The sequence below is a fragment of the Paraburkholderia flagellata genome (genome assembly GCF_021390645.1).
Classification (GTDB): Bacteria; Pseudomonadota; Gammaproteobacteria; order Burkholderiales; family Burkholderiaceae; genus Paraburkholderia; species Paraburkholderia flagellata.
In genome coordinates this window covers 276,401-291,221 of the sequence record NZ_JAJEJT010000001.1, presented here as the reverse complement: position 1 = coordinate 291,221, position 14,821 = coordinate 276,401, and the positions used below count along the sequence as shown (strand labels likewise).

12 protein-coding genes are annotated in these 14,821 nt (G+C 65.2%); 3 read left to right on the top strand and 9 right to left on the bottom strand.

Going from position 1 to position 14,821, the window contains the following annotated elements:
- Positions 1-45 precede the first annotated feature (45 nt).
- Genes cydP through cydB form a run of 3 tightly spaced genes read left to right on the top strand, consistent with a single transcriptional unit; the run spans position 46 to position 3,095 of the window.
- Positions 46-348 (top strand): cytochrome oxidase putative small subunit CydP, encoded by a 303-nt coding sequence (gene cydP, locus L0U83_RS01345; RefSeq protein WP_233879474.1) that lies wholly within the window; start codon positions 46-48, stop codon positions 346-348.
- On the top strand, positions 335-1,921 hold the full coding sequence (locus tag L0U83_RS01340) for a cytochrome ubiquinol oxidase subunit I (protein WP_233879468.1): 1,587 nt from the start codon (positions 335-337) through the stop codon (positions 1,919-1,921). The genes cydP and L0U83_RS01340 overlap by 14 nt, the downstream gene beginning before the upstream one ends.
- Positions 1,922-1,958: 37 nt before the next feature.
- A complete protein-coding gene (cydB, locus tag L0U83_RS01335; RefSeq protein ID WP_233879457.1) occupies positions 1,959-3,095 on the top strand; it encodes a cytochrome d ubiquinol oxidase subunit II in 1,137 nt (378 codons plus the stop codon).
- Positions 3,096-3,178: 83 nt separating this feature from the next.
- Here the strand turns inward: cydB and nagE are convergent, their stop codons facing one another.
- The 9 genes from nagE to L0U83_RS01290 form a co-directional block, all read right to left on the bottom strand.
- Positions 3,179-4,942 carry an N-acetylglucosamine-specific PTS transporter subunit IIBC gene (gene nagE / locus L0U83_RS01330; protein ID WP_233879455.1) on the bottom strand — a complete coding sequence of 588 codons (1,764 nt, stop codon included), beginning with the start codon at positions 4,940-4,942 and terminating at the stop codon, positions 3,179-3,181.
- A 120-nt stretch (positions 4,943-5,062) separates the two neighbouring features.
- On the bottom strand, positions 5,063-7,657 hold the full coding sequence (gene ptsP, locus L0U83_RS01325) for a phosphoenolpyruvate--protein phosphotransferase (protein ID WP_233879452.1): 2,595 nt from the start codon (positions 7,655-7,657) through the stop codon (positions 5,063-5,065).
- 12 nt (positions 7,658-7,669) lie between these two features.
- Entirely contained in the window at positions 7,670-8,677 is a 1,008-nt protein-coding gene (locus tag L0U83_RS01320; protein ID WP_233883610.1) for an SIS domain-containing protein, read from the bottom strand.
- Positions 8,670-9,773: an N-acetylglucosamine-6-phosphate deacetylase gene (gene nagA / locus L0U83_RS01315; protein ID WP_233879450.1), complete on the bottom strand. Its 1,104-nt coding sequence runs from the start codon at positions 9,771-9,773 to the stop codon at positions 8,670-8,672. The genes L0U83_RS01320 and nagA overlap by 8 nt, the downstream gene beginning before the upstream one ends.
- A gap of 94 nt (positions 9,774-9,867) precedes the next feature.
- The gene (locus tag L0U83_RS01310; RefSeq protein ID WP_233879442.1) at positions 9,868-10,602 is read right to left on the bottom strand and encodes a GntR family transcriptional regulator; all 735 of its coding nucleotides are present in this window, start codon (positions 10,600-10,602) and stop codon (positions 9,868-9,870) included.
- 542 nt (positions 10,603-11,144) lie between these two features.
- Positions 11,145-11,957, bottom strand: coding sequence for a MetQ/NlpA family ABC transporter substrate-binding protein (locus L0U83_RS01305; RefSeq protein WP_233879433.1), 813 nt, complete (start codon positions 11,955-11,957; stop codon positions 11,145-11,147).
- A 184-nt stretch (positions 11,958-12,141) separates the two neighbouring features.
- Complete coding sequence (locus L0U83_RS01300; RefSeq protein ID WP_233879424.1) at positions 12,142-12,783, bottom strand: SCO family protein; 642 nt, start codon at positions 12,781-12,783, stop codon at positions 12,142-12,144.
- A 4-nt stretch (positions 12,784-12,787) separates the two neighbouring features.
- Positions 12,788-13,693 carry a heme o synthase gene (gene cyoE / locus L0U83_RS01295; protein WP_233879422.1) on the bottom strand — a complete coding sequence of 302 codons (906 nt, stop codon included), beginning with the start codon at positions 13,691-13,693 and terminating at the stop codon, positions 12,788-12,790.
- Between the two features lie 9 nt (positions 13,694-13,702).
- Positions 13,703-14,812, bottom strand: coding sequence for a COX15/CtaA family protein (locus tag L0U83_RS01290; RefSeq protein ID WP_233879376.1), 1,110 nt, complete (start codon positions 14,810-14,812; stop codon positions 13,703-13,705).
- Between the last annotated feature and the right edge of the window lie 9 nt (positions 14,813-14,821).

The window sequence follows — 14,821 nt, the reverse complement described above, 5'->3', positions numbered from 1 at the left end:
GCGCCGCGGTCTGGCCTCGTAACGCGTTCGAGGGCATCCGTCGTCATGATCCCGGCATCAGGTCAACGCCAGCGCACTCCGTCGTTGCTGCGCGCGCGCATCCTTCAGTGGATGCGCGGCCCCACCTTCGCCCGCGATATTGCCCTCGTTCTCGTCATCAAGCTCGTTCTACTGATGGCGCTCAAATACGCATTCTTCAATCACCCGCAGGCAGAAGACATGAACATGCCGCCTGCCGCTGTCGCGCACGCCATCCTGGCCGTGCCGATGGCATCAAAGCTCACGCCGTCCGCGTCCCAACCTCAGCCCTTGCCGCCTCAACGAGGAGACCGTCATGCCCACGATTGAATCGGTGGAACTCTCGCGTCTTCAGTTCGCCATCACCGCGCTCTACCACTTCCTCTTCGTACCGCTCACGCTCGGCCTCTCGTGGCTGCTCGTCATCATGGAGTCCGTCTACGTGATGACCGGCAAGGTGATCTACAAGGACATGACGCAGTTTTGGGGCAAGCTCTTCGCCATCAACTTCGCGATGGGCGTGACCACCGGCCTCACGATGGAGTTCCAGTTCGGCACCAACTGGTCGTACTACTCGCACTATGTGGGCGACATTTTCGGCGTGCCGCTCGCCGTGGAAGGGCTCGCGGCGTTCTTCCTCGAATCGACCTTTGTCGGGGTGTTCTTTTTCGGCTGGAATCGTCTGTCGAAAGGCGCGCATCTCTTCACCACGTTTCTCGTCGCGCTCGGCTCAAATCTTTCGGCGCTGTGGATTCTCATCGCCAACGGCTGGATGCAGAACCCTGTCGGCGCGGCATTCAACTACGAAACCATGCGCATGGAACTCACCAACCTGTTCCAGGTGATTTTCAACCCCGTCGCGCAGGTGAAGTTCGTGCACACGGTTTCGGCCGGCTACGTGACGGCGTCGATGTTCGTGCTCGGCATTTCGTCGTGGTACCTGCTGCGCCGGCGCGACGTGGAGTTCGCGCTGCGCTCGTTCGCGATCGCCGCGGGCTTCGGCCTGGCGTCCACGCTGTGCGTGCTGATCCTCGGCGACGAATCGGGCTACACCGACGGCGTCGTACAGCAGGTCAAGCTCGCCGCCATCGAAGCCGAATGGGACACCGCACCCGCGCCCGCGCCGTTCACCCTGTTCGGCCTGCCTAACCAGAAGGAAGAGCGCACGGACTACGCGATCCGCATTCCCTGGCTCATGGGTATCATCGCCACGCGCTCGATCGACACCCCCGTGATCGGCTTGAAAGACTTGATGGGTCGCGCTGAAGTGCGCATCCGCAACGGCATGCTCGCCTACGCCGCGCTGCAAAAGATGAAAGAAGGCACCGCCGACACCGAAACGCGCGACGTGTTCGAAGCGCACAAGGCCGACCTCGGCTACGGCCTGCTCTTGAAGCGGTTCACGCCGAACGTGGTCGATGCGACCTCCGAGCAGATCCGGGCCGCGTCGAGAACCGCGATACCGCGCGTTGCACCCGTGTTCTGGTCGTTCCGCGTGATGGTGGGTCTCGGCATCCTCTTTCTCGTGACCTTCGTGCTCGCCTTCTGGTTCTGCGCGCAGCGCTCGCTGCTCAAGGAGAACCGCCGCTGGTTCCTCGGCTGGGCCCTGGTGGCGATCCCGCTGCCGTGGCTCGCCGCCGAGTTCGGCTGGGTCGTCGCGGAAACGGGCCGCCAGCCGTGGACCATCGCGGAGGTGCTGCCCACGAGCCTTTCGGCTTCGAGCCTCGCGCCCGGCGACGTGATGCTGAGCATCGCGGGCTTCGTGATCTTCTACACGCTGCTCTTCATCATCGAGATCATGCTGATGTTCAAGTACGCGCGCCTCGGGCCGTCGTCGCTGCATACCGGTCGTTACTTCCACGAGCAGACGGCCACGCTGGCGACTGACGGCAAGGTCACGTGATCGACGCGAGATAACGAAAGACGCGAGGGAACACGCCATGGACTACGCAACGCTCAAGTTGATCTGGTGGGTGCTGATCGGTGTGCTGCTGATCGGCTTTGCGCTCACGGACGGCTTCGACATGGGCGCAGCCGTGCTGCTGCCCTTCATCGGCAAGACCGACGAGGAACGCCGCATCGTCATCAACGCGGTGGGCGCGACGTGGGAAGGCAACCAGGTCTGGTTCATCACTGCGGGCGGCGCGATGTTCGCCGCCTGGCCGCTCGCCTATGCGGCGTCGTTCTCGGGCTTCTACTTCGCAATGCTGCTCGTGCTCTTCTCGCTGTTTTTCCGGCCCGTGGGCTTCGACTATCGCGGCAAGCGCGCGGACGTGAGATGGCGTCAGGGCTGGGACTACGGTCTGTTTATCGGTGGCTTCGTGCCCGCGCTCGTGTTCGGCGTGGCGTTCGGCAATTTGCTCCAGGGCGTGCCGTTCGCCTATGACTCGGACCTGCGCGTGACGTATCACGGCAGCTTCTTCGCACTCCTGAATCCGTTCGCGCTGATCTGCGGGCTGGTGAGTCTTTGCATGCTCACTGCGCACGGCGCGGCGTTTTTGAAGACGAAGACCGATGGCGTCGTCGCCATGCGCGCCGCGAAGGCGCTGCGGCTCTTCTCGGCGCTCACGATCGTTTTATTCCTCGTGGCGGGCGCGCTCGTGGCGACGCTCATCGGCGGCTATACGATTACGTCGCCCGCGCCTCTCGACACGGTGGCCAACCCGCTCCTCAAGAGCGTCGATTCCGGGCCTGGGCTCTGGCTCGCGAACTACGGGCTTTATCCGTGGATGACGCTCGCCCCTGCCCTGGGCCTGCTCGGCGGCGTGCTCGCGTTCGCACTCGCGGGTTCACGCTTCGAGCGGCTCGCGTTTCTGAGTACGGGGTTGCAGATCGTCGGCGTGATTCTCACGGCGGGCTTCTCGATGTTCCCCTTCATCATGCCCTCGTCGCTCGACCCGCGTTCGAGCCTCACGGTCTGGGACGCGACCTCGAGCAAGATGACGCTCGAGATCATGCTCGTTGCCGTCATCATTTTCCTGCCGATCGTGCTCGGTTATACGGCATGGGTCTATCGCGTCATGCGCGGCAAGATTACCGCCGATGCCATACGGGACAACCAGCATACGTTGTACTAAGCGTCGAAGCCGTTTGAAGGCGCCAGAAACGAAAACGCCGCGGCATGTGCCGCGGCGTTTTTTATAGCCATACAGCGAATCGATTACGCCGGCTGGAGCGCCAGTTCACGTGCATAACGCGGCGCGGCGTCGCCGACCACGATGTGCAGCGTATCGGCCGAGATCCAGGCTACGTCGAGCGTGCCGAGCTTCTCGCGATCCACGGCTGCCGGGTCGCGCACGATCACGCGCAGGCGAGTGGCCGCTACCGCGTCGAGCGTAACGATGTTGGCAACGCCGCCAAACACCGCGAGCCAGCGCGACGGATTCGGATCGAGCGGGCCCTGCGCGACATCCGCGCTCGCGTTCGCCTGAGCGGCCGGAGCGGCTTGTGCAGCGGGCTGCGCCACGGCTGCCGGCTTACTGGCCACCGCACCGCCGCGCGCGATCTCACCGCGAATTTCATCGGCGATGATATCCGCTTCCGGCCCGATGATGACCTGCACGCTTTCGCCGCCGCGCTTGAGCACGCCGCGCGCGCCGATTGCCTTCAGTGCCGGTTCCGACACATGTGCCGGATCAGCCACCGAGAGACGCAGACGCGTCGTGCAGGCATCGACCACCTTGAGGTTGGCCGCGCCGCCCAGCGCGTCAATGTAACGCGCAGCACGCGAGAGCGACGCCGCTGATGCCGCGCCGCCAGCCGCCACCGCAACGCCAGACATCGTCGAGGCGATCGCCGTATCGCCCGCCGAACCTTCGCGGCCCGGCGTGGGCAGGTTGAAACGGCGGATGAAGAAGCGGAACAGCCCGTAGTACACGACCGCATAGACCACGCCGAGCGGAATCGCATACCAGCCGTGCGTGGAGAGCCCGTAGTTCAGCACGTAGTCGATGAAACCCGCCGAGAACGTGAAGCCGAGCTTGATGCCGAGCAGCGAGCAAATCGCCAGCGACAGCCCCGTGAGCACCGCGTGGATCGCGTAGAGCACGGGAGCGAGGAACATGAACGTGAACTCGATCGGCTCCGTCACGCCCGTGAGGAACGAGGTGAGCGCCATCGAAAACAGCAGGCCGCCCACCATCGCGCGCTTGTCCTTCGGCGCTTCGTGCAGCATCGCGAGGCACGCTGCCGGCAGGCCGAACATCATCACCGGGAAGAAGCCGGCCATGAAGCTGCCCGCCGTGGGGTCGCCCGCGAAGAAGCGGTGCAGGTCGCCCGTGACGGCTGCGCCGCCGGCTGCCGGCGTGAACGAGCCGAACACGAACCACACGAGCGAGTTGAGGATGTGGTGCAGACCCGTGACGAGCAAGAGGCGGTTGAGCAAGCCGTACACGAAGGTGCCGATCGCGCCCGCCGTGGTGAGCCAGTGGCCGGCGGTGTCGATCACGCCCTGCACCGGTCCCCACACATAGCCGAACACGATGCCTAGCACCAGACACGTGACCCCTGTGACGATCGGCACGAAACGCTTGCCGCCGAAGAACGCGAGGAACTCGGGCAGCTTGATGTCCTTGAAGCGGTTGTAGAGCATGCCCGCAACGACACCGGCCACCACGCCCGACAGCACGCCCATGTTGAGTTTGTCGTTGATGTCCTTCATCACGGCGGTCTGGACCAGATAGCCCAACGCGCCCGCGAGGCCGGCTACGCCGTTGTTGTCCTTCGCGAAGCCCACGGCGATACCGATTGCAAACAGCAACGGCAGGTTATCGAAGATCGCGCCGCCTGCGTCGGCGATGATCTTGATGTTGAGCATGTCGGCCTGGCCGAAGCGAAGCAGGATGCCGGCGACCGGCAGCACTGCGATGGGAAGCATCAGCGCGCGGCCGAGGCTTTGTATCTTGAGAAACGGATTGCCATCCATTGAACTGCCTCCAGTCTCTATCTCTTGCTTGACGTGTGTGGGTGAGAGAAGCCGGCGCACGATCGCTGCGCGCACCAGCATGTTTTTAAGGATTGCTTAGGGTGGGTGAAACAGGATCCATCAATCGAGCGGCCAGCTTTCGCGGCTCGCCGCACGCACGGCTTGCGCCGATTCGAGTGCGAGCGCGTTTTGAGCGCGCTGGCGACAGTCGTTGTAGTCGAGATTGCGCACGCGCGCCTTGATCGACGGCACGGAAACCGGATCGACGGAAAGCTCCGTCACACCGAGGCCGACGAGCAGCGGCACCGCGAGCGGATCGCCCGCCAGCGCACCGCACACGCCCACCCACTTGCCGTGCTTGTTCGCGCCCTCGACCGCCGCTGCCACGAGACGCAGCACGGCCGGGTGCAGGCCGTCGGCCTGCGCCGCGAGATCGGGCTGGCAACGGTCCATCGCGAGCGTGTACTGCGTGAGATCGTTGGTACCGATCGAGAGGAAATCGGCGTGGCGCGCGAGCTGGTCCGCGAGCAGCGCCGCCGAGGGCACCTCGATCATGACGCCCACTTCGATCGGCTCGGTGCGGCCCGCTTCACGTGCGAACGTCTCGATACGCTCGCGCAGGCGCACGAGTTCGCCCACGTCGGTCACCATCGGCAACAGGATGCGCACCTTGCCCGCCGGCTTCACGGCAACGAGGGCGCGCAGCTGGTCGTCCAGCAGATCAGGCCGCACCTGCGCGAGGCGAATGCCGCGCAGACCCAGCGCCGGGTTCGGCTCGGGCGGCAACGTCAGATAGTCGACTTCCTTGTCGGCGCCCACGTCGAGCGTACGGATGATCGCCGTGCGGCCCGCGAGCGCGTCCGTGATTGCCTGGTAGCTCTGAAGATGCTCTTCCACCGTCGGTGCGGCCTGGCGATGGATAAACAGCAGTTCCGTGCGCAGGAGACCCACGGCGTCCGCACCGTTATCCACTGCCGTGATTGCATCTTCCAGCGTCGCGATGTTCGCAGCGACCTCCACCGCGTGGCCGTCGCGCGTGGCGGCGGCCTCGTGCGACGTGCGGCGGTTCGCTTCGCGCACGCCGGCCTGGCGCTGCTTCTCGCTGCGCGCGCGTTCGATGTCGAGCGCACTCGGCGTGTATGCAAAGCGGCCTGCGAGCGCATCGATGACGACTTCCGTGCCCTCGGGCACCGTATGAAGCACGTCGCCGAGCGCGACGAGCGCCGGAATGCCGGCCTGACGCGCAATGATCGCCGCGTGCGAGGTCGCACCGCCGCGCGCCATCACGAGCGCCATCACGCGCTTGCGGTCCAGCGTTGCGAGATCGGAAGGCGTGAATTCGTCGGCGGCGAGCACGGCTTCTTCGGGCAGCGTGCGCGCGGCCGTGTTCGAGAGCCCGAGCGCGCGCAGCACACGCTTTTCGAGGTCGCGCAGGTCGGCGGCGCGCTCCGCGAGCAGCGGATCGTCCACCTTGCCGAGCACCGCGATCTGCGCGCGAATCGCTTCGCGCCACGCGTAGCCCGCGCTCTTGCCGAGACTGATCGCATCGCGTGCGGCGTCGACGAGCGTCGGGTCTTCCAGCAGCACGCGGTGCATCGTGAAAATGCCCGCCTCGCCAATCGCGCCGCGCTGCGAAGCCGTGCGCACGCTCTGGTTCAGTTCGGCGTCCACCTCGGCGATCGCCTTGTCGAGCAGACGGCTTTCCGACGCCGACGAGCCACTCGCGAGTTCGGGCGGCGTAAGTTCGGCTTCGTCCCAGCGCACCAGCTTGCCCACCGCGACGCCCGGCGCCGCGCACACGCCCGCGAGGACGCCCGCCTCGGCAGACGATGCCACGGCGGCCGCAGTTTCCGGCATCACGGGCGCGGGCGACTGCTGCCGCGCCGGCGCTTCGCTGCTTTCGCCAGGCGTTTCGCGCAGGAGTTCGTTTGCCACGGCGTCCACGGCGCGCTGCGCCTCCCGGCCGATTCCGACGAGTTCGATGGTCGCACCCTCGCCCGCACCGAGGCCCAGCAGACCCACGACACTTTCGATGGCAGACTTGCGATCGCCAAAACGGACCTCGACGCGAGCATCGATACCGCGCACCGCTTCGCGCGCACGCGCCGCCGGTCGCGCATGAAGGCCGCCCGCATGCGTGAGCGTGACGCTGCGGCGCACTTCGTTCGCAACCAGTTCGTGGGCCGTGGCGATTTCCGCGCCATCGCGCACGCGCAGCACGAGCAACGCGGATTTGCCCGCTTCGACGCGCCCCGCACCCGCACGATCGATCACTTCGAATGCATCTGAATTGGCGATCGCGACGACCGAGACGAGGCTCGGTGCATTGCACGCCACCACGTCGAGATCGAATTCGATCAACGTGTCGCCGCGGCTCACCTGCGCGCCCTGCGCGACCTTCGGCGTGAAGCCTTTGCCGTTCAGTTCGACGGTGTCGATGCCGACGTGCACGAGCACCTGTGCGCCTTCGGCCGTTTGCAGCGTGACCGCGTGGGCGGTGCGCGCGAGATGCACGACGATGCCGTCGCACGGCGCGACGACACGGCCGAAGAGCGGATCGACGCCAATGCCGTCGCCGAACAGGCCTTCCGAAAACACCGGATCAGGCACCGACGCGAGCGGCACGACCGGCCCGGTAAGCGGCGAAACCAGGACGATGTGCCCCTCGACGCGAGTATGCGGATCCATCAGGCGAGACTCCTCGATGCGTTCCATTCGCTTTCCAATCTAGTGTGTTTCGGTGACTTTGTTCAGGTAACGCGGCTCGTCGGGGTTGCGCCCGCGCGCGGCCGCAAGGCCCGCCGCCATCACGTAGAACGACAGAATGGCCGCGATCGGATCGAGCGCCGCGTCGGCGGCCGTTTCGAGCGGCAGTGCCGCGCCGGGCACGTCGGCGGGCGCGGCGAGCAGCACGCGCGCGCCTCGCTTGTCCATGTCGCGGGCAAACTCGATCAGGCCCGCCTGCTCCGGCCCGCGCGGCGCGAACACGAGTAGCGGGTAGTCGCGGTCGATCAGCTCCATCGGGCCGTGCCGCACTTCGGCGCTCGAAAACGCCTCGGCCTGAATGCCCGAGGTTTCCTTGAGCTTGAGCGCCGCTTCCTGCGCAATAGCGAGGCCCGGACCGCGGCCGATAACAATCATCTGTTTGACGTCGCGCAACTCTTCGACGGCCTTCGACCAGTCGAGCGTGCCCGCGCGATCGAGCGCGTCGGGGAGCGCGCGCACGGCGTCGAGGAACGCTGCATCGCGCTGCCAGAAGCCGACGAGCTGTGCCGACATCGCGAGCATGGCGATATAGCTTTTGGTGGCGGCCACGCTGAGCTCGGCACCGGCGAGGAGCGGCAACTCCGTGCCCGCGGCTTCGGCGAGCGGCGAGCCAGCGACGTTGACCATGGCCGCCGTCAGCGCACCGGCTTCGCGCAGTGCCTTGATCGTCGCGACGAGATCAGGACTCCTACCCGATTGGGAGAAAGCCAGGGCGAATTGGCCGCGCACGCGTAAGGGCGCCTGCTGCAGCGTGGCGATCGACATGGGAATCGAGGCCACCGGCACGCCGATGCGGCTCATGGTGAGCGCAGCGAAGTAGCTCGCCGCGTGGTCCGAACTGCCGCGCGCGACCGTGAGCGCAACATGGCGCGGCTCGGTCTCCAGCGCACGGGCGAGCGCTTCGACGCGCGAGGTGTCTGCGAGCTGCGCGGCGACGACGCTGGCCGAGGCCAGCGCTTCTTTAAGCATATTCGACAATCGATTCTCCTTCGACGTAGGTCGCAGTGAGCGCCAGCTCGCGATCGAACACGTTGACATCGGCCCATGCGCCGCGCACGAGGCGGCCACGGTCTTCGATGCCGAGGTAGTCGGCGGCATAGCGCGACAGGCGCGCGGACACGTCCGCGATCGGCAAGCCGATCGAGACGAGGTTGCGCAGTGCCTGGTCCATGGTGAGGGTGCTGCCCGCGAGCGTGCCGTCGGCAAGACGCACGCCGCCAAGGCATTTCGTCACGTGCTGGCTGCCGAGACGGTATTCGCCGTCAGGCATGCCGGTGGCCGAGGTGCTGTCGGTCACCACATAAAGACGCGGAATGGCGCGCAGCGCGGCGCGGATCGCGCCGGGATGCACGTGCAGCAGGTCGGGAATGATTTCAGCGTACTCGGCGTGCGCGAGCGCCGCGCCGACCACGCCCGGATTGCGATGATGCAGCGGCGACATCGCGTTGAAGAGGTGCGTGAAGCCGCAGGCGCCGTGCTTGAGCGCGGCCACGGCGTCGTCGTAGGTCGCGAGCGAGTGGCCGATCTGCACACGTACGCCGCGCGCCGCCATCTCGCCGATGATCTCGATATGGCCCGCGATCTCGGGCGCCACGGTCACCACGCGAATCGGCGCGATCGAGAGGTACTTGAGCACTTCGTCGAGCACCGCCGAAACGGCTGCGTCGGGCTGCGCGCCAAGCTTGCCCGGGTTGATGTACGGGCCTTCGAGGTGCACGCCCAGCACGCGCGCGCCACCCGCCGTGCGGTTGCGCGTGACGTTACCAAGGCCCGCGACGACGTTCATCAGCTCGTCGCGCGGCGCGGTCATGGTGGTGGCCAGCAGGCTCGTGGTGCCGTAGCGGGCGTGCGTGCGCGCAATGGTTTCGATCGCGTCGCCGGCTTCCATGACGTCGGCGCCGCCGCCGCCGTGCACGTGCAGGTCGATGAAGCCCGGCAGGATGTAGGGCTCGTCGTTGTTCGCCGGATCGGCGGCCTCGCCCGTGATCGCGGTGATGCGTCCGTTCTCGAACGACAGCGTGCCGTGGATCCAGCCTTCAGGGGTGAGTATGTTTCCGCTCAACATGAGAGTTTTCCGATGAAGCGCATCAAAGCGCGGTAGGACGTTTCGGTGACGTGCATGAGAGAGATTGCGGCGGCGTTCCGTTCCCGCGGGGCGCTCACTGGCGCAGCTCCGCAACAAAGTCGTAGTAGCCGTCGCGGCAATAGGTGTCGGTCAGCTCGATGGCGCGCTGATCGGCGGAAAAGCCCACACGCGTGATGACGAGTAGCGCCGCGCGCGGCTCGACGCCCATCAGCGCGGCGATCTCGCCCGTCGCGTTGACCGCGCGAAAGTGCTGCAGGGCGCGCACCACGGGCACGCGGCGCTGCTCCAGATACGAATACAGCGAGCCCTCGATCGCTTCCGGGTCCGGCACGATCGATACAGGCAGCGCTGAATGCTCGACGGCCATCACGGTGCCGTCGGCGCGGCGCAGCCGGCGCAGGCTCGTGACCGAGGCGCCCGGCGAAAGGCCGAGCTGCACGATCTCCTCGCGGTGCGCGGGCCGTACCTCGCGCGCGAGCCACACCGAGTCGGGCGTGAAACCGCGCTGCTCCATTTTCTTCGTGAAGCCCGTGAGGCGCGAAAGCGGATCTTCCACGCGCGGCGTGATGAAGCTGCCCGCGCCGCGCGCGCGCCGGATCAGCCCCTGCTCCACGAGCAACTCGATCGCCTTGCGCGCGGTGATGCGCGACACGCCGATCGCGTCCGACAGCGTGCGCTCCGAGGGCAACGCCTCGCCGGCCGACCAGACGCCGCAGTGAATGGCCGTAGCAAGGTTGCGCGCCAGCTGCAGATAGAGCGGCGTCACATTGCGCGCATCGGGCATCAGGGCAGACCAACGGGTTTCCATGGACTTGGCGCCAGCGGTTGGACGATCGTGGGGGGCCGGACGGGCATGCTACGCGGCAATGTCGATTGTGCCGCGTGTGCCGATTGGTCCGGTGCGAATGCGAGCCCATTATATAACCACAATAAGACCAGTCAACAGATACCGGCTCGGTTCAGGAGTTCGATAAATGTCATTACAAATCAATATGTTACACGAACACATAAGGCTCTAGCCGTTCGCAATTCGGCATCAGGATTTACCCTGGAAAGAGGCCGGCGGCCTAAACAATGGGACCAGAGTGGCATCAACAGGTTATCTGACATAGCCCACCGTAGTACCGCCGTAGGACCACGGTGTGACGTCGGCAGGAAAGATAGCGCGCACTCAAGCGATTCCCTAGCGTCTCAATTGAGTGACATCAAACCGGCGCGCCGCAATCCTCAATTTCAAACAATCCCGATAGTGCATGCGCAATGAAAAACGCCGTGGCTCTCGCCACGGCGTTCGGGTCCTGCTGGGCTCGCGCGTCGATGGGACGCAGGCAAGCGCTTCTTGAATATCGCTTAGAACGACGGAACCATCGAGCCCTTGAACTCGTTCTTGATGAACTGGCGCACGTCTTCCGACTGGTAGGCGGCAACCAGCTTCTTCACCCACGGCTTGTCCTTGTCCTGGATGCGAACGGCGATCAGGTTCGCGTACGGGCTGTGGATGTCTTCGATGGCGATGGCATCCTTGGTCGGCTGCAGGCCGGCAGCGAGCGCGTAGTTCGTGTTGATCACGGCGGCATCCACGTCGCCGAGCGCGCGCGGCAGTTGCGCGGCGTCCAGTTCGACGAGCTTGAGCTTCTTCGGGTTTTCGGCGACGTCGAGCGGCGTCGCGTTGTTGCCGTTGGTGCCCGCGCCAGCGCGCAGCTTGATCAGGCCCTTGCTTTGCAGGAGCAGCAGCGCGCGGTTTTCGTTCGACGGGTCATTCGGCACGGCGACCTTCGCGCCTTGCGGCAGGTCGTTCAGCGACTTGAGCTTCTTCGAGTACACGCCAATCGGCGAGATGTACGTGAGACCCGCGTTCACGAGCTTGTAGCCGCGTTGCTTGATCTGGCTGTCGAGATACGGGCCAGTCTGGAAGCTGTTGGCGTCGAGGTCGCCGGCGTCGAGCGCGGCGTTTGGCTGCACATAGTCGTTGAATTCGATGACTTTGACGTTCAGGCCTTCGCGCTTTGCGACCTTCTGGACGACGGCCCAGACCTGCGCGTCCGGACCCGAAACGGTGCCGACCCGGATGACCTGGTCGTCGGCGCGGGCGCCGAAGCTGACTGCGAGAGTAGTGGCGGCGACGCCGGCGAGGAGTGCTTTAATCAGATTTCTGCGCTGCATGGAGGTGATGTTCCTGCGTGGTTTTGTTGTTGCTCCGGTCCCGCGGCGTTATGCGCCGTCTGCCGGACGATATAAATCGTCTCATATGGCGCCGGATGCGGGAAATAATGAATTCGCATACTGGTATGCCAGCGCGGCTCTGAGGCGCGCGTTCACCTCTCGCGGTGAACGCGCCAGGCTTCCCTTAGTCGGGATTCGAGCCGAGCAGGATCTTCAGATCGTGCAGCCAGGGCGTGACGCCCTGCCCGTCGCGCGCGAAGAGGCGCAGTTTGCCGGTCGTGTCGAACACGTAGCTCGCGGCGGTGTGATCCATCGTGTAGCTGTCAGGCGAGTTGCCGGGCACCTTCGCGTAGTACACGCGGAAATCCTTCGCTACCTGCTTGAGCTGGTCCTCGCTGGCCGGGCGCAGTCCGATGAAGGTCGGATTGAACGCAGCCGTGTACTGGCTCAGGATCTGCGACGTGTCGCGCTCGGGATCGACGCTGACGAACAGCACCTGCACGCGCTTCGCCGCATCGGGCCCCAGTTGCTGGAGCGCCTGCGAAAGCTCGGCCATGGTGGTCGGGCAAACGTCCGGGCAGTGCGTGTAGCCGAAGAACAGCACGACGACCTTGCCCTTGAAGTCGGCAAGCGTGCGCGTCTTGCCGCTCGTGTCGGGCAGCGCGAAGTCCTTGCCGAACTGCGTGTTGCCGGTGATGTCGAGATTGGTGAACGAGGGCGGCTGCTGGCCGCAGCCCTCCAGAACCAGCGTGCCGCCGAGCGCGCCTGCAGCGGCAAGCGCAACGACCGTGGCGCGCACGAAGCGCGCAAGCGTGCGGTGGGCCATAGCGTTACACCGCAATGAGCGCATGCACGTAATGGTCGACGAGCAGCGCCAAGAACAGCAACGAGAGATAGACGATCGAATAACGGAAAGTCTTGCGCGCCAATGCATCGGAATACTCGACGTAGATCTTCCACGCATAGGCGAGGAACACCGCGCCGAGCACCACGGCCGCAGCCAGATACAGCACGCCGCTCATGCCCGAGATGTAAGGCATCAGCGTGACCGCGAACAGGATCACGGTGTAGAGCAGGATATGTAGACGCGTGTACTTCTCGCCGTGCGTGTTGGGCAGCATCGGCAGGCCGGCGTTTTCGTAGTCCTTGCGGCGGTAGAGCGCGAGCGCCCAGAAATGCGGCGGCGTCCACACGAAAATGATGAGCACGAGAATCCAGGCGTCGCCGGGCACGTGGCCCGTCACGGCGGCCCAGCCGAGCGCCGGCGGCATGGCGCCCGAGGCGCCGCCGATGACGATGTTCTGAGGCGTGGCCGGCTTGAGCAGGAGCGTGTAGATGATCGCGTAGCCAATAAAGGTCGCGACCGTGAGCCACATGGTGAGCGGATTGGCGAACGTGTACAGCACCCACATGCCGATGCCGCCGATGACTGCCGAGAAGATCAGGATCTGCTTGCTCGTGATCTCGCCGCGTGCCGAAGGACGCCAGGCAGTGCGACGCATGCGCGCATCCACCTTTTGCTCGACCAGACAGTTGATCGCGAATGCCGCGCCTGCCGTGAGCCAGATGCCGACGGTGCCGCCGATCAGTTGTTTCCAGGGCACCATGCCCGGCACGGCGAGGAACATGCCGATGACGGCGCAAAACACGGCCAGTTGCGTGACGCGCGGCTTGGTGAGCGCGAGATATTGGGAAATCCGGCTACCGGGCGTCTGGGATAGGGTTGTACTTTCCATAGGGCGGGGTCACACCGCAGCGGTGTCGCGCGCAGGGAGAACGGCGCGGCCGGGGCGGCTACAAGCAATTCGAAAGTTTAGCACGACGACCAAAAGCAGCAGGATCGCCGCGCCACCGTTGTGCGCCACTGCCACGGGCAGCGGCCACTGCAGCACGATGTTGGAAAGCCCTGTCAGAAATTGGATAAGGATCACGATCATGATCCAATTTGCCGGGCGTCGCAGAGAGGCATAGCGTCGCAACTTGAGCGCGAACCATACCAGATAAGCGATCACGACGAACGCGAACGTGCGGTGTGTCCAGTGGATCGCGACGAGCGCGTCCTGCGTGATCACGTCGCCGTTGCCGTCCATGCCGAGCGCGCGCCAGAGGTGGAAACCGTGATGGAAATCCATCGGAGGAATCCACGCGCCGTTGCAGGTCGGAAAGTCGGTGCAGGCGAGCACCGCATAGTTCGTGCTCACCCAGCCGCCCAGCGCGATCTGCACGACAAGCAGCACGAGCGCCGCCAGCGCGGCCACGCGCCAGCGCGCGGCGTCGGGTTCGTACGCGGGCAGCGGCGTCATGCGCGCGGCGAGCCACGCGAGCGAGCCGAGCAGCGTGAGGCCGAGCAAGAGGTGCGTCGTGACGATGATGGGCTGCAGTTTCATCGTCACCGTCCACGCGCCGAACACGCCCTGCACGAGGATCAGCCCGAGCAGCGCGGTGGGCCACCACGGCGACACGTGCAGCGGCAGGCGCTTGATTCGCGCGCGCCAGGCAATCGCCATCTGCGCAATGATCAGGACACCGATCGCCATGGCGAAATAACGGTGGATCATCTCGATCCATGCCTTCGTCATGCTCACGGGGCCGCTCGGCATGGCGAGATGCGCTGCGGCAATCTGCACATGCGCGATGAACGGCGACGACGTGCCATAGCAGCCAGGCCAGTCGGGACAGCCGAGCCCCGAGTCGGTCAGCCGCGTAAAGCCGCCGAACATCACGAGGTCGAGCGTCATGAACGTCGTGAGCCACACGAGCTTGCGAAACTTGTTGTCGTCGGCCTTCACCCAGACCCACGAAAGCGGCAGCAACGCGATGCACAGGCCAATCAGGCCCAGCTCCAGGATAAACATCTCTCTAAC